Origin of the sequence: Rhodococcus sp. ABRD24, assembly GCF_004328705.1 — a bacterium.
Taxonomy (GTDB): domain Bacteria; phylum Actinomycetota; class Actinomycetes; order Mycobacteriales; family Mycobacteriaceae; genus Prescottella.
Genome location: NZ_CP035319.1, coordinates 1,698,764 through 1,722,336 on the forward strand (window position 1 = coordinate 1,698,764; position 23,573 = coordinate 1,722,336).

Annotated in this window: 22 protein-coding genes; 5 read left to right on the forward strand and 17 right to left on the reverse strand. The window is 66.8% G+C overall.

Annotation, left to right across the window (positions count from 1 at the left end; translation table 11 throughout):
• Nucleotides 1–7: 7 nt before the first annotated feature.
• The 3 genes from ctaD to pta all read right to left on the reverse strand — a co-directional run bounded on the left by ctaD (nucleotide 8) and on the right by pta (nucleotide 5,146).
• Nucleotides 8–1,777, reverse strand: coding sequence for a cytochrome c oxidase subunit I (gene ctaD, locus ERC79_RS07650; protein ID WP_131577094.1), 1,770 nt, complete (start codon nucleotides 1,775–1,777; stop codon nucleotides 8–10).
• 85 nt (nucleotides 1,778–1,862) lie between these two features.
• Nucleotides 1,863–3,053 carry an acetate kinase gene (locus ERC79_RS07655; protein ID WP_131577095.1) on the reverse strand — a complete coding sequence of 397 codons (1,191 nt, stop codon included), beginning with the start codon at nucleotides 3,051–3,053 and terminating at the stop codon, nucleotides 1,863–1,865.
• On the reverse strand, nucleotides 3,050–5,146 hold the full coding sequence (gene pta / locus ERC79_RS07660; RefSeq protein WP_131577096.1) for a phosphate acetyltransferase: 2,097 nt from the start codon (nucleotides 5,144–5,146) through the stop codon (nucleotides 3,050–3,052). Before pta ends, ERC79_RS07655 begins: the two co-directional genes overlap by 4 nt.
• Before the next feature lie 39 nt (nucleotides 5,147–5,185).
• Here pta and ERC79_RS07665 point away from each other — a divergent pair, with 39 nt between their 5' ends.
• Nucleotides 5,186–5,695 (forward strand): nitroreductase/quinone reductase family protein, encoded by a 510-nt coding sequence (locus ERC79_RS07665; RefSeq protein ID WP_131577098.1) that lies wholly within the window; start codon nucleotides 5,186–5,188, stop codon nucleotides 5,693–5,695.
• Between the two features lie 27 nt (nucleotides 5,696–5,722).
• Here the strand turns inward: ERC79_RS07665 and fgd are convergent, their stop codons facing one another.
• From fgd to ERC79_RS07680, 3 genes are all read right to left on the reverse strand, one after another.
• Nucleotides 5,723–6,736, reverse strand: coding sequence for a glucose-6-phosphate dehydrogenase (coenzyme-F420) (gene fgd, locus ERC79_RS07670; protein ID WP_131577099.1), 1,014 nt, complete (start codon nucleotides 6,734–6,736; stop codon nucleotides 5,723–5,725).
• 77 nt (nucleotides 6,737–6,813) lie between these two features.
• Nucleotides 6,814–7,287, reverse strand: coding sequence for an RDD family protein (locus ERC79_RS07675; protein WP_131577101.1), 474 nt, complete (start codon nucleotides 7,285–7,287; stop codon nucleotides 6,814–6,816).
• A complete protein-coding gene (locus ERC79_RS07680; protein WP_131577102.1) occupies nucleotides 7,284–7,997 on the reverse strand; it encodes a hypothetical protein in 714 nt (237 codons plus the stop codon). Before ERC79_RS07680 ends, ERC79_RS07675 begins: the two co-directional genes overlap by 4 nt.
• Nucleotides 7,998–8,272: 275 nt before the next feature.
• Here ERC79_RS07680 and ERC79_RS07685 point away from each other — a divergent pair, with 275 nt between their 5' ends.
• Both ERC79_RS07685 and ERC79_RS07690 read left to right on the forward strand, forming a co-directional pair.
• Nucleotides 8,273–9,274, forward strand: coding sequence for an alpha/beta hydrolase family protein (locus ERC79_RS07685; protein ID WP_131577104.1), 1,002 nt, complete (start codon nucleotides 8,273–8,275; stop codon nucleotides 9,272–9,274).
• A 14-nt stretch (nucleotides 9,275–9,288) separates the two neighbouring features.
• A complete protein-coding gene (locus tag ERC79_RS07690) occupies nucleotides 9,289–10,086 on the forward strand; it encodes an HAD-IIA family hydrolase (RefSeq protein ID WP_207390439.1) in 798 nt (265 codons plus the stop codon).
• 12 nt (nucleotides 10,087–10,098) lie between these two features.
• Here the strand turns inward: ERC79_RS07690 and ERC79_RS07695 are convergent, their stop codons facing one another.
• The 5 genes from ERC79_RS07695 to ERC79_RS07715 all read right to left on the reverse strand — a co-directional run bounded on the left by ERC79_RS07695 (nucleotide 10,099) and on the right by ERC79_RS07715 (nucleotide 14,891).
• On the reverse strand, nucleotides 10,099–11,241 hold the full coding sequence (locus tag ERC79_RS07695; RefSeq protein ID WP_131577107.1) for a serine hydrolase domain-containing protein: 1,143 nt from the start codon (nucleotides 11,239–11,241) through the stop codon (nucleotides 10,099–10,101).
• A gap of 94 nt (nucleotides 11,242–11,335) precedes the next feature.
• Complete coding sequence (locus ERC79_RS07700) at nucleotides 11,336–12,691, reverse strand: bifunctional adenosylcobinamide kinase/adenosylcobinamide-phosphate guanylyltransferase (RefSeq protein ID WP_131577108.1); 1,356 nt, start codon at nucleotides 12,689–12,691, stop codon at nucleotides 11,336–11,338.
• Between the two features lie 69 nt (nucleotides 12,692–12,760).
• Entirely contained in the window at nucleotides 12,761–13,984 is a 1,224-nt protein-coding gene (locus ERC79_RS07705) for an O-succinylhomoserine sulfhydrylase (protein WP_131577110.1), read from the reverse strand.
• Nucleotides 13,981–14,400, reverse strand: coding sequence for a rhodanese-like domain-containing protein (locus ERC79_RS07710; RefSeq protein WP_131580851.1), 420 nt, complete (start codon nucleotides 14,398–14,400; stop codon nucleotides 13,981–13,983). Before ERC79_RS07710 ends, ERC79_RS07705 begins: the two co-directional genes overlap by 4 nt.
• 68 nt (nucleotides 14,401–14,468) lie before the next feature.
• Entirely contained in the window at nucleotides 14,469–14,891 is a 423-nt protein-coding gene (locus ERC79_RS07715) for a hypothetical protein (RefSeq protein ID WP_131577112.1), read from the reverse strand.
• 314 nt (nucleotides 14,892–15,205) lie between these two features.
• Between ERC79_RS07715 and ERC79_RS07720 the strand changes: the two genes are divergently transcribed.
• Together ERC79_RS07720 and ERC79_RS07725 are read left to right on the forward strand one after the other, a co-directional pair.
• On the forward strand, nucleotides 15,206–16,585 hold the full coding sequence (locus ERC79_RS07720; RefSeq protein ID WP_131577114.1) for an FAD-dependent oxidoreductase: 1,380 nt from the start codon (nucleotides 15,206–15,208) through the stop codon (nucleotides 16,583–16,585).
• Nucleotides 16,586–16,686: 101 nt separating this feature from the next.
• A complete protein-coding gene (locus tag ERC79_RS07725; RefSeq protein WP_131577116.1) occupies nucleotides 16,687–17,427 on the forward strand; it encodes an amidohydrolase family protein in 741 nt (246 codons plus the stop codon).
• Nucleotides 17,428–17,438: 11 nt separating this feature from the next.
• On the opposite strand, the gene ERC79_RS07730 is transcribed toward ERC79_RS07725, so the two are convergent.
• The 6 genes from ERC79_RS07730 to ERC79_RS07755 form a co-directional block, all read right to left on the reverse strand.
• Complete coding sequence (locus ERC79_RS07730; RefSeq protein WP_131577118.1) at nucleotides 17,439–19,853, reverse strand: excinuclease ABC subunit UvrA; 2,415 nt, start codon at nucleotides 19,851–19,853, stop codon at nucleotides 17,439–17,441.
• Between the two features lie 121 nt (nucleotides 19,854–19,974).
• The gene (locus ERC79_RS07735; RefSeq protein WP_207390440.1) at nucleotides 19,975–20,385 is read right to left on the reverse strand and encodes a VOC family protein; all 411 of its coding nucleotides are present in this window, start codon (nucleotides 20,383–20,385) and stop codon (nucleotides 19,975–19,977) included.
• A 10-nt stretch (nucleotides 20,386–20,395) separates the two neighbouring features.
• Entirely contained in the window at nucleotides 20,396–20,839 is a 444-nt protein-coding gene (locus ERC79_RS07740; RefSeq protein WP_207390441.1) for a helix-turn-helix transcriptional regulator, read from the reverse strand.
• Between the two features lie 80 nt (nucleotides 20,840–20,919).
• Entirely contained in the window at nucleotides 20,920–21,402 is a 483-nt protein-coding gene (locus ERC79_RS07745; protein ID WP_131577122.1) for a DUF456 domain-containing protein, read from the reverse strand.
• Nucleotides 21,399–22,601, reverse strand: coding sequence for a formate-dependent phosphoribosylglycinamide formyltransferase (gene purT, locus ERC79_RS07750; RefSeq protein ID WP_131577124.1), 1,203 nt, complete (start codon nucleotides 22,599–22,601; stop codon nucleotides 21,399–21,401). The genes ERC79_RS07745 and purT overlap by 4 nt, the downstream gene beginning before the upstream one ends.
• Nucleotides 22,602–22,817: 216 nt before the next feature.
• Nucleotides 22,818–23,516, reverse strand: a complete 699-nt coding sequence (locus ERC79_RS07755) for a GntR family transcriptional regulator (protein ID WP_131577126.1) — start codon at nucleotides 23,514–23,516, stop codon at nucleotides 22,818–22,820.
• Nucleotides 23,517–23,573: the final 57 nt, after the last annotated feature.

Sequence of the window (23,573 nt, forward strand, 5' to 3'; positions counted from 1 at the left end):
TCCATCGTCAGACCCTCGATTCGTGCCGCAACTCGGTTTCCCTGCCGGCGCCCTTACCCTTGTCGTGGCCGATTCCGACGTGTGCCTCCTCGCGCATGCGCTCGACCATGTGCGGGTAGTGCAGCTCGAAGGCCGGACGCTCGCTGCGGATCCGGGGCAGCTCGGTGAAGTTGTGCCGCGGCGGCGGGCAACTGGTGGCCCATTCGAGCGAGTTGCCGTAGCCCCACGGGTCGTCGACCGTGACGACCTCGCCGTAGCGGTAGCTCTTGAAGACGTTCCACAGGAACGGCAGCGTCGAAGCGCCCAGGATGAACGAGCCGACCGTCGAGATCGAGTTCAGCATGGTGAAGCCGTCGGACGGCAGGTAGTCCGCGTAACGACGCGGCATGCCCTCGGCGCCCAGCCAGTGCTGCACCAGGAAGGTCGCATGGAAACCGACCAGGGTGAGCCAGAAGTGAACCTTCGCCAGCCGCTCGTCCATCATCCGGCCGGTCATCTTCGGGAACCAGAAGTAGATGCCCGCGTAGGTGGCGAACACGATGGTGCCGAACAGCACGTAGTGGAAGTGCGCGACAACGAAGTACGAGTCGGTGACGTGGAAGTCGATCGGCGGGCTGGCCAGCAGCACGCCCGACAACCCACCGAAGAGGAAGGTCACCAGGAAGCCGACCGCGAAGAGCATCGGCGATTCGAACGTCAGCTGACCGCGCCACATCGTGCCGATCCAGTTGAAGAACTTCACCCCGGTCGGAACCGCGATGAGGAACGTCATGAACGAGAAGAACGGCAGCAGAACGGCTCCCGTCGCATACATGTGGTGCGCCCACACCGCGATCGAGAGTGCCGCAATACCCATGGTCGCGTACACCAGGCCGCTGTAGCCGAAGATCGGCTTACGGGAGAACACCGGGAAGATCTCCGAGACGATGCCGAAGAACGGCAGCGCGATGACGTACACCTCGGGATGACCGAAGAACCAGAACAGGTGCTGCCACAACATGACTCCACCCGTCGCCGGGTCGAACAGATGCGCACCGAGGTGACGGTCCACCCACAGACCGATGAGCGCGGCCGCGAGCAGCGGAAACACCAGCAGAATCAGCAGCGACGTGATGAGGATGTTCCACGTGAAGATCGGCATCCGGAACATGGTCATGCCGGGGGCACGCAGGCACACGATGGTGGTGATGAAGTTGACGCCACCGAGGATGGTGCCGACACCACCGAGAGTCAATCCGATGATCCACAGGTCGGCGCCCAGACCCGGCGAGTGCACCGCATTCGACAGCGGCACGTAGGCGGTCCACCCGAAGTCGGCGGCGCCACCCGGGGTGATGAAGCCGGCCGTCGCGATGAGACCACCGAACAAATACATCCAGTAGCTCAGCGCGTTGAGGCGTGGGAAGCTCACGTCCGGCGCGCCGATCTGCAGAGGGACCAGAAAGTTGGCGAAGCCGAACACGACCGGAGTCGCGTACAGCAGCAGCATGATCGTGCCGTGCATCGTGAACAGCTGGTTGAACTGCTCGTTCGACAGAAACTGCAAGCCCGGGATCGCCAACTCGGTCCGCATCAGCAGCGCCATGAGGCCACCGATGAGGAAGAACGCGAACGCGGTGACCAGGTACATGACACCGAGCACCTTGGGATCGGTGGTCGTGATCATCTTGTAGATGAACGAGCCCTTGGGTCCCACTGTCGCGCGGCGGGCCGGCGCCGGTCGTGATGGCGTCGGCGTTCGCGTTGGAGCAAGGTCGATCTCGGGGTTGGCAACCATATCCGAAATAGTCGGACTTCCGATGGTTCCGCCACGAGGGTCGAAGGTCCCGATCACACCGGCCTAGTGGCACCACTTTTCCGAGTCAGGAGAGCGCGATCGCCTTCCGTGCGATGGCGAGCTCCTCGTTGGTGGGCACCACCAACACCTCGACCGCCGAGGTGTCGGAACTGATCCGGCGCGCCACCCGTTCCGGCGACTCGTTGCGGGTCTCGTCGATCACGATACCGAGACCCTCGAGTCCGGCAAGGGAGTCGCGGCGGACGTCGACATTGTTTTCCCCCACCCCTCCGGTGAAGGTGACGGCATCGACGCCGCCGAGCTCTACGAGATACGCGCCGATGTAGCGGCGCAGCCGGTGCACGTACACGTCGTACGCCAGCTTCGCGTCGGGATTGCCGTCGGCCACGAGTTCGAGCACCGACCGGAAGTCGTTCTCCCCGCACAGGCCCTTGAGCCCTGAGTGCCGGTTGAGCAGGTCGTCGATCTCATCCACCTTCATACCGGCATTCCGGTGCAGATACAGGATGACACCCGGGTCGATGTCGCCGCTGCGGGTGCCCATCACGAGGCCCTCGAGCGGGGTCATGCCCATCGACGTGTCGATCGCCCGCCCGCCCCGGATCGCGGACGCCGATGCGCCGTTCCCGAGGTGCAGGACGATCTGGCGAAGGTCCGCGCCGTCGCGACCCAGGAAGTCCGCCGCTCTGCCGCTCACGTACTCGTGCGAGGTTCCATGAAAACCGTAGCGGCGGATCCGGTTCGTGCGGGCCACCTCCGCATCGATTGCATACGTCGCAGCGGCATCGGGCAGCGTATGGAAGAACGCGGTGTCGAACACCGCGACATGCGGGACGTCCGGCAGCAGCCGGCGCGCCACCTCGATGCCGATCACGTTGGGCAGGTTGTGCAGCGGCGCGAGGGTGGACAGCCGGCGCAGTTCCTTCAGCACGGCGTCGTCGACAATGGTCGGCTCGTGAAACACCGCGCCGCCGTGGACCACCCGGTGCCCTACGGCCACGATGCCACGCTCGCGTAGCGGCGGGCCGGTCTCGGCGATCACAGCCTCCGCGGCTCGCAGGCCGGCAATGTGATCGGGAAGGTGCAGTTCACGCTCCATCACCCCGCCCGCATACCGGTAGACGATGCGGCCCACCGGCTCCCCGATCCGCTCCACCAGACCGGACCCGATCGCGTCCCCCGTCACCGGATGCACCAGCTGGAACTTGATCGAGGAAGACCCCGAATTGATTACCAGCACAATAGATTCGGTCACGATGTCATATCCTTCTCGGGACCGTCCTGTGCCTGGACAGCGGTGATCGCGACGGTATTGACGATGTCCTGCACCAGCGCGCCCCGGGACAGGTCGTTCACTGGTTTGTTCAGGCCCTGCAGCACCGGCCCCACCGCGACGGCACCGGCACTACGCTGCACCGCCTTGTACGTATTGTTGCCGGTGTTGAGGTCCGGGAACACGAAAACCGTAGCGCGGCCGGCGACCTCCGATCCGGGCAGCTTCGCATTCGCAACCGTCGGCTCGACGGCGGCGTCGTACTGGATTGGGCCCTCCACCAACAGGTCCGGACGCCGCTGGCGGACCAGAGCCGTCGCGGTGCGCACCTTGTCGACGTCCACCCCGGACCCCGAATCACCCGTCGAGTACGACAGCATCGCGACCCGCGGGTCGATTCCGAACCGAGCCGCGGTCCCGGCCGACGAGATCGCAATGTCGGCGAGCTGCTCGGCCGTGGGATCCGGAACGACGGCGCAGTCCCCATACGCGAGCACCCGGTCCGACAGACACATCAGGAACACGCTCGACACCGTCGACACTCCGGGCTGTGTCTTGATGATCTCGAGCGACGGCCGGATCGTATGGGCCGTGGTGTGCGAGGCACCGGACACCATGCCGTCGGCAAGCCCCCTGTGAACCATCATTGTTCCGAAATAGGAGATGTCCGCCATGACCTCGCGGGCGCGCTCCACCGTCATACCGCGGTGGGCGCGCAATCGGGCGTACTCGATCGCAAACTCGGTGATGTAGTCCGACTGCGTGGGATCGAGCACCAGCGCCGACGAGAGGTCCACCCCCAGTTCGGCAGCGCGGGCCCGAACCTTCGCCTCTTCACCGAGGATCGTCAGGTCCACCACCTGCCTGCGGAGCAGGCGTCCAGCGGCCCGCAGGATTCGATCGTCCTCGCCCTCGGGGAGGACGATGTGCTTGCGGTCCGAGCGAGCCCGGTCGATCAGCTGGTACTCGAACATCTGTGGAGTCATCACCGACGGGATTCGCAGACGCAACCGCTCGATCAGGGTCGGAGCGTCCACCCGGCGCTCCATCAGACTCAGCGCGGTATCGACCTTGCGCAGCGAGCCGACCGCCACCCGGCCACGGGTCTGAGCCGCAGTATGGGCGGTGTCGAACGTGCCCATCTCGGTGGCCAGGATCGGCAGCCGCGGATTGAGTCCCGCCATCAGCTTCGCAATCGCTGGGTGCGGCGCGATTCCGCCGTTCATGATAATGCCGGAAAGTGACGGAAATCCCTGCGCCTCATGCGCGTTCATCATCGCCAGGAGAACGTCGGAACGGTCACCGGGCACGATCACCACCGTGCCCTCGCCGAGGCGTTCGAGGATGTGTTCCGCCGTCATCCCACCCACCATCACCTTCAGCGCCTCGCGCTGCATCAGCGCGGTGTCGCCACTGTACAAGCGGCCCTCGACAGCATCGAGCAGCTCGGCCATCGTGGGCGCGACCAGCAGTGGGATCTCCGGCAGGCTCCACGCCGGCACCCCCAATGATTCGAGGGCCGAGGCATACTCGTCGAGCATCTCCGGCGCGCAACGGTTCGCCACGATCGCGACCAGGTGCGCGTGCTGCGCGCCCAGCTCCACCGCGCACAGCTGCGCCAGCTGACGTACTTCCACCGGGCTGCGATGTACCCCGCGCAGTGTCAGCAGTACCGGCGCCTCGAGGTTGGCCGCGATCCGGGCGTTGTAACCGAGCTCACTGGGACTGGCGATATCGGTGTAGTCGGAACCGACGATCACCACCGCGTCGCAGTGCTCGGCCACCTGGTGGTAGCGCGAGACTATCTCGCTGAGGGCGCCGTCGGGATCCTCATGCACCTGCTCGTAAGTCACACCGAGGCACTGCTCGTAGTTCAGGTCGGCGGTGGTGTGGTCGATGAGCAGCTCGAGAATGTGGTCCGTCTCGTCGGTGCCGCGCGCAATGGGGCGGAACACCCCCACCCGTGCCGTCGACGCGCACAGCATCTGCAGCACGCCCAGTGCGACGGTCGATTTTCCGGTATCCCCCTCCGGCGAAGCGATGTAAACGCTCGATACATTGCCCGAATCAGCCATGAGCGACAGCCTAGTGACGATCGCGCATAATCGGCGTCCATGAGCGAATCGTCATTCCCGGACGTGCGATGGGGTTCGGAGAACAGCATCCTGCGTCGCCCGGGCACCGCGTTTGCGTCCACCCGACTGGGGTCGTGGACCATCCGCCGGCTCGCCGGAGTCGACCGCAGACTGCTCGAACGCAGCAAGGGCCGGTACACCGTCCTGGGCCCCATCGGCGCACCGACAGTGCTGCTCAACACCGTCGGCCGCAAGTCCGGGCAGCGGCGAACCACCCCGCTGCTCTACATCCGCGACGGCGACCGCCTCGTGGTCGTGGGCAGCAACTTCGGGCAGCAGCACCACCCGGCGTGGACGTCGAACCTGCTGGCGCACCCCGCAGTGAGTGTCACGATGGCCGGGCGCGACATCCCCGTCCTCGCCACTGAAGTCACCGGCGAGGACAAGGACCGGCTCTACCAGCAGTTCATCGAACTGGCCGGTGCCTACGCGGTGTATCAGGGCCGCACCGACCGGAACCTGCGGATGTTCGCGCTCACCCGCCGCTGAGAAGTTGGACCCGCTTCACGGCAACTGTCAGGCCAGGGCACGCAGGCGCGGCGCGAGGTCGCGTTCGAAGAGGTCGAGGAACCGCTTCTGGTCGTGGCCGGGCGCGTGGAACACCAAGTGGTTGAGACCCGCGTCGAGGTACGGCTTGACGAGCGCGACCGCCTCGTCCGGATCCGACGCCACGATCCAGCGCTTGGCAACCTGCTCGATCGGCAGCGCGTCGGCAGCGGCCTCCATCTCGATCGGGTCCTCGATGCTGTGCTTCTGCTCCGGCGTCAACGACAGCGGTGCCCAGAAGCGGGTGTTCTCCAGCGCGGCCGCAGGATCGGTGTCGTACGAGATCTTGATCTCGATCATCCGGTCGATGTCGGCGACGTTGCGCCCCACTTTTTCGGCGCCCTCCGTTACCGCGGGCATCAGCTTCTCGGTGTACAGGTCCATGCCCTTACCGGACGTGCAGATGAAGCCATCGCCGGCGCGACCCGCGTAGCGCGCCACGACGGGACCGCCCGCGGCGATGTACACGGGGATGCCGCCCTCGGGAACGTCGTAGATCGATGCGCCCTTGGTGCGGTAGTACTCGCCCTCGAAGTCGACGCGGTTGCCGGTCCACAGCTCACGCATCAGCTGCACCGACTCGCGCAGGCGCGCGAAACGCTCCTTGAACTCGGGCCATTCGCCCTTGAATCCGGTCGCGATCTCATTGAGCGCCTCCCCGGTGCCGACACCGAGCATGACGCGTCCTGGGTACAGGCAGCCCATTGTCGCAAACGCCTGCGCTACGACGGCCGGGTTGTAGCGGAACGTCGGAGTCATCACCGAGGTGCCGAGCTGCAGACGCTGAGTGCGCTCCCCCACGGCGGTCATCCATGCGATCGAGAACGGCGCATGGCCGCCGTTGTGCCGCCAGGGCTGGAAGTGGTCGCTGACGGTGACGCTGTCGAGGCCGTGTTCCTCGGCCATCACGCCCAGTTCCACCAGGTCGCGCGGACCGAACTGCTCCGCGGACGCCTTCAAGCCCAACTTCAATCCCTGTACCACCGGTTCTCCGATCGTCTACCCGATTCGATGTGGGTTCGAGTATGCCCCGCAGCGGTCTCCGGGGGCAGAGTCCGGTCTCAACGATGCTCGACCAGGCCGGGATCCGCCCGCCAGTCGTAAACCACCGACGTGCGCAACAGAATGTCCTGCAGGGAGCGCCGCCGCGGGTCGACGGCCGCCCAGAACAGCCCGAAACCGAACAGCACACACAGCACCGCACGGGCCGCGCACCGCGGCCACCGCACCAGGCGGCCGTTGCGGCTGACCATCCGCAGCCCCATCGCCACGGCACCGACGGTCCGCCCGCTGGTCCCCCAGCACACCGTCAGATACAGCACCGACAACGCGACGAACGTCGTGGCGGACAGCAGAAACTGCGCCTGCGGGAAGCGAAAGTCCTGCGGCGAGAAGAGCAACCGGATGAACATCAGTCCCACGTAGATTCCACCCATCAGGAACAGCACCACCCCGATGTCGATCAACGCGCCGAGGCCGCGAGTGACGATGCCGGCGGGCCGGTGCGGCGGGTCATCCTGCCGGGCGCCCGTCACCGAGCACCGCCGTCGGCGTCCCGCTCGCCCTCGGTCTTCACGTCCGGCTCGCCCCTGCCGAACAATCGGCCGACGAACCCGGCGACGGCGTCGTCGGCCTGCATGCCCTGGCTGCGGGCCCCCCGCACGGCCTCGGTGGAAATCGACCCCGTCGATTCGCGGATGATCCGCGGCAGGTCGACGCCCTCGATGACGCTGTTCGACAGATCGACCAGATCGACCCGTTCGATCACCGCGTCCACATCCACCTTCGCCGCAATGGCGTCCACGTCCACCCTGTCGATGATTTGTTCGATATCGACCCGTGCGGCGATGTCGTTGACGTCCACCCGGTCCAGAATGGGCGCGATGTCCACCCGGGCCGCGATCGCGTCGACGTCCACTCGGTCGACGATCCGCTCGATGTCGATCCCCTCGGCGATCGTGTCCAGGTCGACGTGGTCCCGGACCACCGCGGTGATGTCCACCTCCGTCAAGGCGGCCGCCACCACCCGGCGCAGCACCGCATGCAGCAAGCGATCGGTCAACGCGTCCGCCGCGCGCAAGGTCTCGGCGCCACGCGACTCGAGCGCCGCCAGCCCCGCATCCACCCCGGGCACGCGGCGCGCAAGGTCCAGTGTCGTACCCGCCGCGAATCGCAGCGCGTCGCCGACGAATGCGACGGACCCGGCCGCGAGGCGGACCGGGTCGGGAGTTCGGTTGCCGTCCATACCGACATCCAAGACCGAACCGGCGGGAAATGCACGTTCGGTTGCTCGCTGGAACTCGAAGGCGCTCGGGCGCCCACCCCGGAGAGAGCTTCCGCCCCCGAGGCTCGGCCATGTGCGGCCAACCGTCGTCCACGAATCCGCACACACCGCGACATCCGCTCCCGAATCGGACGCGCGCTCTCGATCCCGCCTCCACTCCATCTCGGTGCGGATATGCTGGCGTGAGCTTCACTCAGCCGGACAGCAATTCAGGTCGATCCGACCGGAGGTGCGCGATGAGAAGCCCTGGGACGACGGCCCGTGTCAGACGCCGGATCCTCCACTCGATCTCACTCACGGGGTTGCTGGTAGGGACGCTGCTCGGTGGGACGTTCTCCGCCCACGCGGCCCCGGCGGGCGCATACGTCGAGGGCGTCGTCCAGGTGAGCAACACGATCACCCGCATCTTCGTGTACTCGCCGTCGATGAACCGGGTGATCCCCAACGACGTGATCCACCCGGCCACCGGCGGTCCGGCACCCACGTTCTACCTGCTCACCGGCATCGGCGGCGGCGAGGACGGGATCTCGTGGTTCAACAACACCAAGGTCGCGCAGTTCTTCGCCGACAAGAATGTCAACGTGGTGCTTCCGGTGGGTGGCAAATACTCGATGTACACCGACTGGGTCGCCGACGATCCGGTGCTGGGCCGCAACAAGTGGCAGACATACCTCACCCGCGAGCTGCCCGCGGTGGTGGACCGCCAGTTCGGCACCACCGGCGTCAACGCGATCGGAGGGGTGTCGATGGGTGCCGGCCCGGTCCTGGACCTCGCGATCCAGGCGCCCGACGTCTACCGCGGCGTCGGCTCGTACAGCGGCTGCGCGCAGACCAGCGATCCCAACGGTCAGGCGATGGTGCGATCGATGGTGGAGCTGCGCGGCGGCGGCAACGCGGCCAACATGTGGGGGCCGATCGGTGGCCCGCTGTGGATCCAGCACGATCCGGTAGTGCAGGCAGAACGGTTGCGCGGCAAGGCATTGTTCCTGTCCGCAGCGTCCGGATTACCCGGCCCCATCGACGATCACAACCCGCTGCTGACCATCCCGCAAGCGATCGGCGGCGGCACCGTGGAGGCGATCACGAAGGGGTGCACGGCGGTGATGGATGCGCGCCTGCGCTCGCTCGGCATTCCCGCCACCGTCGTCTACCGCAGCGAGGGCAGTCACTCGTGGGGACTGTTCGAGGCCGAGATGCAGGATTCGTGGGCGGTACTCGGACCCGCGATCGGGGCATGACGGATACTGGAGACGTGAGTACTGACGAGCAGAACCCCGGCTGGACATACCTGATGGACATGGACGGGGTACTGGTCCACGAGGAACACATCATTCCCGGCGCGGACGCCTTTCTGACCGAACTGCAGGAGGCCGAAACCCCGTTCATCGTCCTCACCAACAACTCGATCCGCACCCCACGGGATCTGCGGGCGCGACTGCTGCGCAGTGGACTCGACATCCCCGAGAAGTCCATCTGGACTTCGGCGCTGGCCACCGCGACGTTCCTGAAGAACCAGCGCCCCGGCGGAAGTGCCTATGTGGTAGGCGAATCCGGCCTCACTACCGCGTTGCACGAGATCGGCTACGTCCTCACCGACAATGATCCCGACTACGTGGTACTCGGCGAAACCCGCACGTACTCGTTCGAGGCGATCACCACCGCGATCCGACTGGTCGAACGCGGCGCTCGGTTCATCGCCACCAACCCCGACGCCACCGGTCCGTCCCGAGACGGCTCGCTGCCGGCCACCGGTTCGGTCGCAGCCCTGATCACCCGCGCGACCGGGCGCGAGCCGTACTACGTCGGCAAGCCGAACCCGCTGATGATGCGGTCGGCGCTGCGCGCCATCGGAGCGCATTCGGAGAACACTCTGATGATCGGCGATCGGATGGACACCGATGTCGTCTCCGGGCTCGAAGCCGGGCTGCAAACCATCCTGGTGCTCACCGGCATCTCCACCCGTGAGTCGATGGAGACGTTCCCGTACCGCCCGACACTCGTACTCGAGTCGGTGGCCGATTTGGTCGGACGCACCTCGAATCCGTTCTGAGACGCGATTGTTTCACGTGATCGACGCGTACGCCGCCTCGATCAGCCGGTAGGCCCGGCGGTCACCTGCAAAGTAGTCGCGCTTGAGGTTCGGTACGAACGCAAGCGCCAGGCGGTGTTCCGGGTCTCCGAGGCCGACGACGCCACCAGCGCCGGGATGCCCGAACGCAGCGGCACGAGCCGCCTCGGGAAGCTCGAAACTCTGTGCCGGACGCATGAACCCGAGCCCGTACGCGCTGTCGGTGAGCAGCACTCGGTCCGGTCCACGGACCCGCTCCCGGATCGCCTCACGCAATGTATCGGGGCGCAGGCTCACGCCGAACATCAGGTCGCGATAGAAGCGCGCGAGCGCCCGGGCCGTCGTCACCATGCCCGCAGCCGGCCAGCCCCCGCGGAGCAGTACCGGATCGTTGTACGACGCAGCAGGATTCGAGGTGGCACGGAAGATCAACGACCCAGGCTCGGCGTAGGCTGCGTCAACCCGCGTCTGGGTCGCCACATCCGTGAGCGGCGACTTCGGCTCGCCCCGGCGCGGCACGCTGATGCGCGCGGCCCGGGCGATGACGCCCGGCGGCGCGCCGATCCACAGGTCGGAGCCGAACTCCTTTCGCACGAAGTCGCCGACCGTGAGTCCGGTGTGCCGTCGCACCAGTTCTGCAATCAACCATCCGAAGGTGAGCGCGTGGTACCCGTGGTCGGTGCCCGGCTCCCACTCCGGGGTCTGCGCCGCGAGTCGGTCCGCCATCGCGACCGGATCGGCGGCCTGCGCGACCGATACCGGTGTGGCGAACGCCGGCAGCCCGGCCTGGTGGCTGAGAAGGTGTTCGACCGTGACGTCACCCTTGCCGTTGTCCGCGAATTCCGGCCACCACTGGGCGACGGGCGCATCGAGGGTGACGTAGCCGCGTTCGGCGAGCAACAGTGCCGACGCCGCCGTCACCGCCTTGGTACACGAGAACACCACGCAAGAGGTGTCCCAGGCCCATGGCCGTCCCGAGCTCCGATCGGCAACACCACCCCACAGGTCCACCACCGGCAGTCCGTCGGCGAATATCGCCACCGCTGCGCCCAGATTCTGCCCGTCGGCGAAGCTCTCCTCGAACACCTCGCGAACACCTTCGAACGACGAATCACATTGACCCTGTACAGATGTCATGAAAACCCCGAATCGGGCTTGCCCCCGCAACGGCCCCGCACTCAGGCTAGAACGAACGCCCGCAGGTGGAGCCGTGATCGGCGGAAACTCCGGTTCAGCGCATCTGCAGCAGCGTCGGCACACCCGCCACGACCAGGACCACCGACTCGGACTCGGCTGCAACGGCGGAGTTGACCCGGCCCAGCAGGTCCCGGAATCGGCGACCCGCCGGAGTGGGCGGCACCACGCCACTGCCCACCTCGTTACTGACGGCAACGACCGGCACCGACACCGCACGGACCGCGCCGAGGAGGTCTGCGATATCGGCGCCGACGGCGCTCCAGTCCCCGCCGTTCCACACGCCGTGGTGGTCGAGTCGCCCGGTGAGCCAGGTGCCGAGACAGTCCAGCAACACCGGTTCCTGGGCGCCGCGGAGCACCGCAGCAGCATCGGTGGTCTCGACGGTGGTCCAGCCGTCCGGGCGTCGGGCCCGGTGAAGCGCGATCCGCTCGGCCCACTCGCGGTCGCCTTCGCGCACCCCGCCCGTCGCCAGGTAGGTCACCCGCGGGTGCGCCGCCAGCAGCGCCTCCGCGTACGTGGACTTGCCGGCCCGGGCGCCGCCCAGGACGAGGGTGCGACGAATGCCCGGCGACGCGGTCGTCGTGCGCGCGCCCACTGTCACCGTCGCGCCGTCCGCCACCACCCGAGCACCCCACGGTGCAAGCCGCGCCGCCAGTTCCGTTGTCGGCGGATTGTAGTGACTCAGGTGCACGGCGACCACATCGGTGGCGGCGGTGATTGCGCCGGACTCGCGCAACGCGGCGAGGGTGCGAGGGAAGGTGGTCAGGTCATGGTGTCCGGCACCGAGGTCTGTGCGGGTGCCGAACGTCTCCTCGAGGAACAGCGCGCCGTATGCCGCGTTCCGGACAGCGTCGAGCGTCGACGCCGGCAGCGGACCGGTGTCGGTGGCCCACAGCATCCGGTCGCCACCGGGTGAGGTGATGTCGTAGAGCACGCTGTCACCGTCTCGAACCGCGGTATGCGCCGCTTCGAGTACCCGAATCGTGTAGCCGCCCAGTGCAATCCGATCGCCAGCGCCAACCGGGACGAAGTTCACCGGATCGTCGGGACCCACCCAGTCCCGGCACAGGTCCAGGGCCTCGGCGGGACCGATCACGTCGAGGGGTTCGTCGCGGCGGACCCACGCGCGGAACAGCAGCGCTGCCGGCCCCACGTGGTCGGGGTGTGCATGCGTGAACAGGATGTGGCGGACGCGGGCCAGCGAGCGTCCGGCATGGACGGCAGCACGCGGGACCTCGGGTCCGCAGTCGAGCAGAATCGTGTCGTCGACGAGTGCCGCCGTCTGGCCTCGGATCTCGCCTCGAACCGCAGCCGTGCGGCACGATGCGCAGGTGCAGAAGGGGTTGGGCCACCCGTCGGCGCTGCCGGTGCCCAGCAGTACGACCTCGATGGCTCAACCCTCCCGTTCGCGCTCTGGACACACGCTCTGGACACTAAGGACTCCGGACACAAGGAAGTGTCAGCGCAGCGCCTGCGTCAAGTCCTCCAGCAGGTCCTCGGGATCCTCGAGGCCCACCGACAGGCGCACGACGCCGTCGGACAGGCCGATCGCGGCGCGTCCCTCCGGACCCATGGCGCGATGCGTGGTGGTGGCCGGGTGGGTGATGAGCGACTTCGAATCGCCGAGATTGTTGGAGATGTCGACGATCTGCAACTTGTTCAGCAACTCGAAGGCGCGCTTCTTGCCTTCACCTTCCGCCGAATCGAGCTCGAACGTGATGACGGTGCCGCCGCCGCTCATCTGCGATGTCGCCAGCTCGTGCTGCGGATGCGAGTCGAGGAACGGGTACTTGACCCAACGGGTCGCCGCCTCGGCCTCGAGGAACTTCGCGATCCGCAGTGCGCTGTCGACCGAATGGCGCACGCGCAGCGGCATCGTCTCGAGCCCCTTGAGCAGGGTGTGCGCGTTGAATGGGCTCAGGGCCGGTCCGGTGTGCCTAATCAACTGCTGCACCGGGCCGTCGATGTAGTCCTTCGGGCCCAGGATCGCGCCACCGAGGACGCGACCCTGACCATCGATGTGCTTGGTTCCCGAATACACGATCACATCGGCGCCCAGATCCAGGCTGCGTTGCAGCAGAGGGGTGGCAAAGACGTTGTCGAGCACTACCTTCGCGCCCGCGGCGTGCGCCATCTCCGACACCTTGCGGACATCGACGAGGGTCTGCATCGGGTTCGACGGTGTCTCGAAGAACACGGCCGCGGTCGGCACCGACAGCGCCTGCTCCCACTGATCCAAGTCCTCGCCGTCGACGAACACGGTCTCCACGCCCCAGCGGGGCAGGATCTCGTTGCACACCACGAAGCACGATCCGAACAGGCTGCGCGCGGCAACCAGGCGATCACCCTTGGCGAGCAGCGCGGCGAGCGCCGTGAACACCGCGGACATGCCGGATGCCGTGGCGTAACAGCCCTCGGCACCGTCGAGCAGCCGCAGCCGTTCCTCGAACATCTTCACGGTCGGGTTGCCGTAGCGGGAGTAGACGAAGTGATCGACCTCGCCGGTGAACGCCTGCTCGGCAGCCTCGGCAGACTCGTAGACGAACCCGGAGTTGAGGTAGATCGCCTCGGACGTCTCCTCGAAGCCCGACCGCATCGTGCCGCCGCGTACGCCGAGCGTTGCCGGGCGCACCCAGTCGGGCAGTGTCTTGCGGAAGGAGCCACCCTGCGGGATTGCGCTCACGACTGCCGCCACGGCAGGCCCACTGCACGCCAGCCGCTGGTTCCGCGATGGTTGTCAGCCCCCAGCCCGCCCTCGAACCCGTCGAGCACGTTGTAGGCGGGTCCGATGCCGGCAGCTGTCGCAGCCTCGGCCGCACCGATCGAGCGCTGACCGGAGCGACACAGGAAAATCACCGGACGCTCCGCGCCTTCGTCGATGCCCGCCGCGAACAGCTGGTCGACGAAGGACTCGTTGCGCGCACCCGTGGGATAGCTCACCCATTCGATGAGCACGGTCCGGCGGCCGATCGACGACGTGTCGGGAACTCCGACATACCGCCATTCCGCGTCGGTCCGCACATCCACGAGCACGGCTTCCGGATGCTCGCGCAGCAGCTCCCAGGCTTGCTGCGGCGTTATGTCACCTGCGTAGCTCACCATTGCAGCTTTTCACAGTGTCATGCCCGCCGCTTCCGTGGATGGTCGAAAATCGGGAGAAGTTGGCGTCAGTTGCAGACGAGCCAACGGTCGTCGCCGCGGGTGAAGTTCCAAGTGGAGGTGACGTCTCCCTTACCGTCCTTCGCACCGACCTTCACGACGGCCGTGGCGCGATCGCCCGTGACCTGGGCCGACTCGACCGCGGAGACGGTGATCTCGCCGTCACGGCCGGCGAACGGCGAGCGGTCCTCGGCGAACTCCTGGCACACCATCCGGTCCATCGCGATCGCGTCACCATTGTTGTGCGCACGGGCGAAGTCGCCGACTGTGGCGTTGAGCCGGTCGGACTCGGTGAGGTTCTCCTCGGCCGGCGACAGGAACGCTGCGAGCACGATGGCGATCATCACCAGCGCGACGATCGAAACCGCCAAGATGAAGGGCTTTGCGGTCGTACGGCGGGGGTCTTCGACTGGCTCCTGCGTGTCGGTCATGCGTGGATCCTCGCTTCCGACGTCCGGCAATTCAACCTGGCCGCAGAGGGCACAAACCAAACTTGTGGCCCCTCAACTGTGAACTGCCTACCGGCAGACGGTTCGACCCGGGAAAATCAGGAGCCGTTGTCCTCCGCTCGGCGCCGCCCATTCGGAGGGTTCTAGCATGAAATCGAGGGGACGGCATACAACGTCCCCACGGCAGCCAGGCAGCACCGAGTGTTAGGCAGGACTTAGCTCTAAGCTGAGAACTCACGCACACCTGGCGTACAGCACAAGCACGTCCGTCCAATCGAAAAGGTAGTTCGCCTCAGATGACTGACCAGACTCGTCCACTGCGCGTGGCCATCGTCGGTGCCGGCCCGGCCGGAATCTATGCCGCCGATGCGCTCATGAAGTCCGACACCGAGGTGAGCATCGATCTGTTCGAGCGGATGCCGGCCCCGTTCGGACTCATCCGCTACGGCGTGGCACCGGACCACCCGCGCATCAAGGGCATCATCACTGCCCTGCACAAGGTGCTCGACAAGGACGCGGTCCGCCTCCTCGGCAACATCGACTACGGCACCGACATCACGCTCGACGACCTCCGCCGGTTCTACGACGCGGTGATCTTCTCGACCGGCGCCAACGCCGACCGCGCGCTGAACATCCCGGGCATCGACCTGGACGGCAGTTACGGCGCCGCCGACTTCGTCTCCTGGTACGACGGCCACCCGGACGTCCCGCGTACGTGGCCGCTCGAGGCCGAGAAGGTCGCGGTGCTCGGCGTCGGAAACGTCGCACTCGACATCGCCCGCGTCCTGGCGAAGACCGGCGACGAGTTGCTGCCCACGGAGATCCCGGCGAACGTGTACGAGGGCCTCAAGAACAACAAGGCCGTCGAGGTCCACGTGTTCGGCCGTCGTGGCCCGGCGCAGGCCAAGTTCACTCCGCTCGAGCTGCGCGAGCTCGACCACTCGCCCAACATCGAGGTGATCGTCGACCCCGAGGACATCGACTACGACGAGGGCTCCGAGGCTGCGCGCCGTGGCTCCAAGCAGGTCGACATGGTTGCGAACACGCTGCAGGACTGGGCCATCCGCGACCAGGGCAACCGCCCGCACAAGCTGTACCTGCACTTCTTCGAGTCCCCGCACGAGGTTCTCGGGGAGAACGGCAAGGTCGTGGGGTTGCGGACCGAACGAACCGAGCTCGACGGCACCGGCAACGTCCGAGGCACCGGCAAGTTCAACGATTGGGACGTCCAGGCCGTGTACCGCGCCGTCGGCTACCTGTCACAGAACATTGCGCAGCTGCCGTTCGACGAGCAGGCCGGGACCGTCCCCAACGAGGCCGGACGCGTCCTCTCCGAGGACACTGCGAGCGGCACATCGCGCTTCATCCCGGCCACCTACGTCACGGGCTGGATCAAGCGTGGCCCCGTCGGTCTCATCGGCCACACCAAGGGCGACGCCAACGAGACCATTGCGTGCCTGCTCGAGGACGCCCCGGGATTCGCCGATCCGGCGGAGCCCGCCCTGGATGCGATCATCGAGTTCCTCGAGAACAAGGGCGTCCCGTTCACCACATGGCAGGGCTGGTACCGCCTCGACGCCCACGAGCGTTCCCTCGGTGAGCCCGAGGGCCGCGAGCGAATCAAGGTCGTCGAGCGTGAGGACATGTTGCGCGCCAGCGAGCCGCACCGGGCCTGACCCGGCCCACGAGCTGCGGGCCCACGAGCTGAGAGGTCCTTTCATGCGCTCACCGCGCGTGAAGGGACCTCTCAGCCGTTCTACGGGGCATGATGAACAACGTGTTTGACGCACACGTACACATCATCGACCCGCGGTTCCCGCTGGTGGAGAACAACGGGTACCTGCCCGAGCCGTTCACCATCGACGATTACCGCGCCCGGATGGCCGGGTTCGGTGTCGACGGCGGCGCCGTGGTGACCGCGTCGTACCAGGGCACCGGGCAGCCCGGGCTGCTCGCTGCGCTGGAGGAACTCGGCGACGGCTGGGTGGGCGTAACCCATCTGGCGGCCGACGCCACCGACGACGACATCCTCGCACTGGACCGTGCCGGTGTGCGCGCGGTCCGATTCAACCTGCGGCGCAGCGCCACCGATGTCCGACTGCTCGCAACGCAGGCGCAGCGCGCGTACGAACTCGTCGGCTGGCACGCCGAGTTCTATGTGGACGCGACGCTGCTGCTGTCCCTCGAGCCGGTGTTTGCGAAGCTCCCTGCGGTCAGCATCGACCACCTGGGCATGTCGACGCGGGGCCTGCGCTATCTGCTCGATCTCGTCGACCGTGGCGCCAAGGTGAAGGCCACCGGCTTCGGCCGCACCTCCATCGACGACGTCGGCGACGCGATCCGCCGGATCCACGCCGTCAATCCCAAGGCGCTCATGTTCGGAACCGACCTGCCCGGCACCCGTGCCCGACGCGCGTTCGAGGCCGCCGACATCGACATCATCGCCGACGCGGTGGGCGACGACCTCGAGGCCGTACTCGGCGGCAACGCGCGTGAGTGGTATCGCTGCGGATCCTGAGACCCGCCCGGTCAGGCGCCGATGTAGGCCGCGAGATGCTCGCCGGTGAGGGTGGAGCGGGCATCTACCAGTGCCCGCGGTGTTCCCTCGAAGACGATCCGGCCGCCGTCATGACCGGCGCCGGGGCCGAGGTCGATGATCCAGTCGGCGTGCGCCATCACCGCCTGGTGATGCTCGATGACGATGACGGACTTGCCGGAGTCGACAAGACGGTCCAGCAGGACGAGCAGGTTCTCGACATCGGCAAGGTGCAGACCCGTGGTGGGCTCGTCGAGGACGTAGACGTCGCCCTTCTCGCCCATGTGGGTGGCGAGCTTGAGGCGCTGTCGTTCACCGCCAGAGAGCGTGGTGAGAGGTTGCCCGATCTTGATGTAGCCGAGGCCGACGTCCACCAGACGCAACAAAATCTTGTGCGCGGCAGGCAGTTTCGCGTCACCCGTCCGGAAGAAATCCTCCGCCTGCGCCACCGACATCCCGAGCACCTCGCTGATGTCCTTGCCGCCGAATGTGTAGTCCAGCACCTCGGCCTGGAACCGCTTGCCCTCACACACCTCGCAGGGCGTCGCGACGCCGGCCATCATCGCCAGGTCCGAGAAGAGGACGCCGGCGCCGTTGCAGTTGGGGCAGGCACCCTCGGAGTTGGCACTGAACAGTGCGGGTTTGACACCGTTCGCCTTCGCAAAAGCCTTGCGGATGGGTTCGAGCAGGCCCGTGTAGGTCGCCGGATTGCTTCGCCGCGATCCCTTGATCGCGCCCTGATCGATCGCAACCACACCGTCCCGCTTGGACACCGATCCGTGGATCAGCGAGCTCTTACCGGAACCTGCGACACCGGTCACCACGACGAGGACACCGAGCGGAATGTCCACGTCGACATCGAGCAGGTTGTGGGTGGAGGCTCCGCGCACCTCCAGCGCCCCCGAGGGCTTCCGTACCGACGGCTTCACCGACGCGCGGTCGTCGAGGTGTTTTCCGGTGAGGGTGCCGCTCGAGCGCAGCCCGTCGACGGTGCCCTCGAATACGATCTCACCGCCGTCGGTGCCGGCGCGCGGGCCGAGGTCGACGACATGATCGGCGATCGCGATGGCCTCGGGCTTGTGCTCGACGACCAACACGGTGTTGCCCTTGTCCCGCAATTGCAGCAGCAGATCGTTCATCCGCGCGATGTCGTGCGGGTGCAGGCCGATGGTCGGCTCGTCGAAGACATACGTGACATCGGTGAGCGAGGAGCCGAGGTGACGAATCAGCTTGGTGCGCTGCGCCTCTCCACCCGACAGCGTGCCCGCTGGACGGTCCAGGCTGAGGTAGCCCAGCCCGATCTCGACGAACGAGTCGAGCGTCTCGCCCAACGACTTCAGCAGCGGCGCCACCGTTTCCACGGCGACCCGTTCTCCTGTCGCCGGCGGCCCGTCCAACCCGCGCACCCAGTCCGCGAGATCGCTGATCTGCATAGCGCAGGCGTCGGCGATACTGACCCCGTCGATCTTCGACGACCGCGCCTCCGCGCTCAGGCGTGTGCCCTCGCATTCGGGGCATGTCTGGAACGTGATCGCCCGGTCCACGAACGCCCGGATGTGCGGCTGCATCGCCTCGCGGTCCTTGGCCAGGAACGACTTCTGGATCTTCGGGATGAGCCCCTCGTAGGTGACGTTGACGCCGTCGACCTTGACCTTGGTCGGCTCCTTGTAGAGCAGATCGTCCAACTGCTTCTTGGTGAACTCGGCGATCGGCTTGTCGGGGTCGAAGAAGCCGCAGCCGCGGAAGATTCGGCCGTACCAGCCGTCCATGCTGTAGCCGGGGATCGTCAGCGCGCCCTCGCTCAGCGACTTGCTGTCGTCGTACAACGCGGTCAGGTCGAAGTCGGAGACGTTGCCCCTACCCTCGCAGCGCATGCACATTCCGCCGGTGACGCTGAACGCGCGGCGCTCCTTCACGGTCCGGCCGGCCTTCTCCACGGTGATCGCCCCCGCGCCGCTGACAGAGGCGACATTGAACGAGAATGCCTGCTGCGAACCGATGTACGGCTTCCCGAGCCGGCTGAACAGGATGCGCAGCATCGCGTTGGCGTCGGTCGCGGTACCGACGGTGGAGCGCGGGTTGGCGCCCATCCGCTCCTGGTCGACGATGATCGCCGTCGTCAGACCGTCGAGCACATCGACGTCGGGCCGCGCCAGCGTCGGCATGAAGCCCTGTACGAAGGCGCTGTAGGTCTCGTTGATCATCCGCTGCGATTCCGCGGCAATCGTCGCGAACACCAGCGAACTCTTGCCCGAGCCCGAGACGCCGGTGAACACTGTCAGCCGACGCTTCGGCAGTTCGACGCTGACGTTCTTGAGGTTGTTCTCGCGCGCACCGTGCACGCGGATCAGATCGTGGCTGTCGGCGGCGTGCAGCCCGGTCGACTGCGTGTTCGTCGTCGTGGCCATACTCAGTTCTCTCCATCCGTCGAGTGGAACCGCCCCAGCGGCCTGCGGTCTCTGTGTCTCACTTCGTGTGCGCCTACCCGAACCTTTATACGGGCCCTATACGGACATGGCGTCCCACCTGTCAGCGCACCTCGTTGATGCGCAGCAGGTTGCCTGCGGGATCACGGACGGCGCAGTCGCGGATGCCGTACGGCTGGTCGATCGGTTCCTGGACGATGTCCGCGCCGCCGGCCTCGAGCTTCGCGAAGGTCTCGTCGAGGTCGGGGGTCGCGAGCGTGAGGATGGCGTACGTGCCCTTGGCCATCATCTCGGTGATCGTGCGGCGTTCGTCGTCGGTGATGCCGGGGTCGGCGGCTGGGGGATGCAGTACCAGGGAGGTGCCGGGCTGGTCCGGGTGGCCGACCGTGATCCAGTACATCCCGTTGTAGCCGACCTCCTTGCGGACCTCGAAGCCGAGAAGGTCGCGATAGAAGGCCAGGGAGGCCTCGTGGTCGGTGTGCGGAAGGAAGGCGGAGTGAATGGTGATGTCCATGGCAGTCACGCTAAGTGCAGTGCGCCGGTCGCGCTTCTCGATTCCTGATCGGTCTGGTCACCTGTTTCGAGACACACGACGGCATCTCCTCCGTTGCCCGCTCCGCCTGGCGCCGATACGTGCTGGGTGACACACCGACCAGCTCGGTGAACCGCGTGCTGAAGGTTCCCAGTGACGAGCAGCCGACCTCGAAACAGATCTCGGTGACGCTGAGGTCGCCGCGGCGCAGCAGCGCCATCGCCCGTTCGATGCGCCGCGTCATCAGATAGCTGTACGGAGACTCGCCGTACGCGAGTCGGAACTGGCGGCTCAGGTGCCCGGCGGACATGTGCACGCCACGGGCGAGTGCCTCGACGTCCAGCGGCCGCGCATAGTCCCGGTCCATCCGGTCGCGCACGCGGCGCAGCAGTGTGAGATCGCGCAGGCGCTGCGCCTCGGTTGGTGTCCTACTCACCTGCGCGATCGTGCCACGTTGCACCCTCGTTGCCCAGGGCCTCGGCTAAGAACCATCAGCCCAGGACCATCAGCCCAGAATCAGAGGAGGAGCACCGCGGCGAGCCACAGCCCGACCGCGAGAAGCGCACCGAACAGTTCGACGAGAATCGACAACCCGACGGCCTTGGTGGCGTGCACGGTCGAGGTCCACGCGTCGCGGTGAGTTCGGTGCCGGGCGGCCTCGGCGACATACGTGCCCAGCAGGAAGCCGAGGAAGAGTCCGATGACGGGGACGACGAAGAAGCCGACGATCCCCACCAGTCCACCGAACATCACCGACCGGTTGGGGACGCCGGCGTCGCGTATCCGTCTGCCCGGCCACGTGTACTTGACGACCCCCGAAGCCACGAGCAGCAGCGTGGCCACCGCGAACACGATCCATCCGGTGGAGGTGGCGTCGAGGATCGCCCACACCAGCAGCGCGGCGGCAATCAGCAGCGTGCCGGGCAGGATCGGCACGACAATGCCGACCAGCCCGACGAGCATCACCAGGCCGAGCAGAACCTCGACGCCGGCGCTCACTCCGGCACGACGACGCGCACCCGCGACGCGGCCTCGCGGGCCCGCTCACGTGCGGTCTCGACATCGGGTCCCGTGGACACCGCGACGCCCATGCGCCGGCGGGTGAACGCCTCGGGCTTGCCGAACAGGCGCAGATCGGTCTCGGGGACAGCCAGCGCGTCGGCGACGCCCTCGAATCCGACACCCACGGCGTCGACGCCGCCGTAGATGACGGCGGACGCGCCGGGCGCCGCGAGCGTCGTGTCCACGGGCAGACCGAGGATCGCGCGGGCGTGCAGTTCGAACTCCGAGAACCGCTGCGAGCGCAACGTCACCAGGCCGGTGTCGTGCGGGCGCGGGCTCACCTCGGAGAAGTAGACGTCGTCACCCTTGACGAACAGTTCGACGCCGAAGATGCCGCGGCCACCGAGCGCGGCGGTGACCTTCTCGGCGACCTCACGGGCGGCCGCGAGGGCGGTCGGGGTCATCGCCTGCGGCTGCCACGACTCGACGTAGTCGCCCGAGTCCTGCAGGTGCCCGATCGGTGCGCAGAAGTGGGTGCCGTCTACAGCACGGACGGTAAGAAGGGTGATCTCGTAATCGAAGTCGACGAAGCCCTCGACGATCACCCGCCCCTTGTTCACGCGGCCACCGGAAAGCGCGTAATCCCAGGACTTTTCGAGGTCCTCGGCGCTGCGGGCCACGGACTGCCCCTTGCCCGACGACGACATCACCGGCTTGATGACGCACGGGAACCCGATCCGCTCCGCGGCAGCGCGAACCTCATCGAGTGAGTCCGCGAACGCATACGGAGACGTCGGCAGGCCCAGTTCCTCGGCGGCGAGGCGGCGGATGCCCTCGCGGTTCATGGTCAGCTGCGTCGCGCGGGCGGTGGGGATGACGACGGCGAGGCCGCGCTCCTCCACCTCGGCGAGCGTCTCGGTAGCGATGGCCTCGATTTCCGGCACCACGAAATGCGGGGACTCGTCCTCGATCAGGCGCAGCAACTGCTCCCGATCACCCATGTCGATGGTGTGGGCGCGGTGCGCCACCTGATGCCCGGGGGCGTCTGCGTAGCGGTCGACAGCGATCACCTCGACGCCGAGGCGTTGCAGCGCAATGATCACCTCCTTGCCGAGCTCGCCGGAGCCCAGCAGCATCACGCGGGTGGCGCTCGGGCTCAGGGGGGTGCCGATCCGGGACGGTATGTCATCACGCATGGTCGGACTATATGCGGTTGGTCCGGTCATTCTGCCGCGATGGGAGTCGGCCTCCACGCCCGTCCGACGCTGCCAGGGGAAGGACGGGCCCTCCTGCCGATACAGCTTTTCGTGGTGTGGAAGTACTTCGCGCCCGACGAACGGGCCCACAGCGCCTCGAGCAGATCGAGGAACGATCGGCACCGACTACCGGACCTGATGCGGTATTCCCGAATGTCACCAAGTGGAGTCGACTTCGGTCGGCGAGTCGATGCGGTCCCACACGGTCGCCGCATGGGTCTCGAACAGGTCCGCGGCAACCTCGGCATCACCGATTCGCAGTGCCTCGACCAACGGTGCGTGAGTCTCGCTGATCTCAGTGAGATCCGCGTAGAAGAGGCGATTGCTGACCAGCGTGAAGCCGCGCACGCAGCCTTCGACCATCGCCCAGATTTCGGACATCAACGGATTGCCACCGACTTGCCAGACTCGGCGGTGGAAGGACGTGTCCGCCTCGATCATCGCCCGCAGGTCGTCCGCGGCCGCGGCCTCGCGCATGCGGTCAAGGTCCATTTCGAGCGCGCTGATGAACTCGGGGCTGGTCTGCGCGCAGGCAAGCTTGGCTGCCAGGCGCTCGAGCGGTATCCGAACCTGGTACGCATCACGCGCTTCCTGCTCGCTGATCTCCGCTACGAAGCTGCCCTTTCGGGGTATCTGAAGTACCAGCCGTTCACGGGTCAACCGCAGCAAAGCCTCTCGTACCGGTGCCTGGCTGATCGACATTCGTCGTGCGATGTCTTGCTCGCCAAGGCGCTCGCCCGGCTGAAGCTCGCCACAGGCGATGGCGTTCTTGAGCCGCTCGTAGACCTGGTCGGACAGTTTGAACCGGCCGACGGGGGCATACAGGTCGCCGGACGGATGGGGAGAAGCTGCCACGCGTAGTCCTCGTTTCGTTCACAAGCCCGCCAGGGGTTGACAGAAGTGATGCAGGTC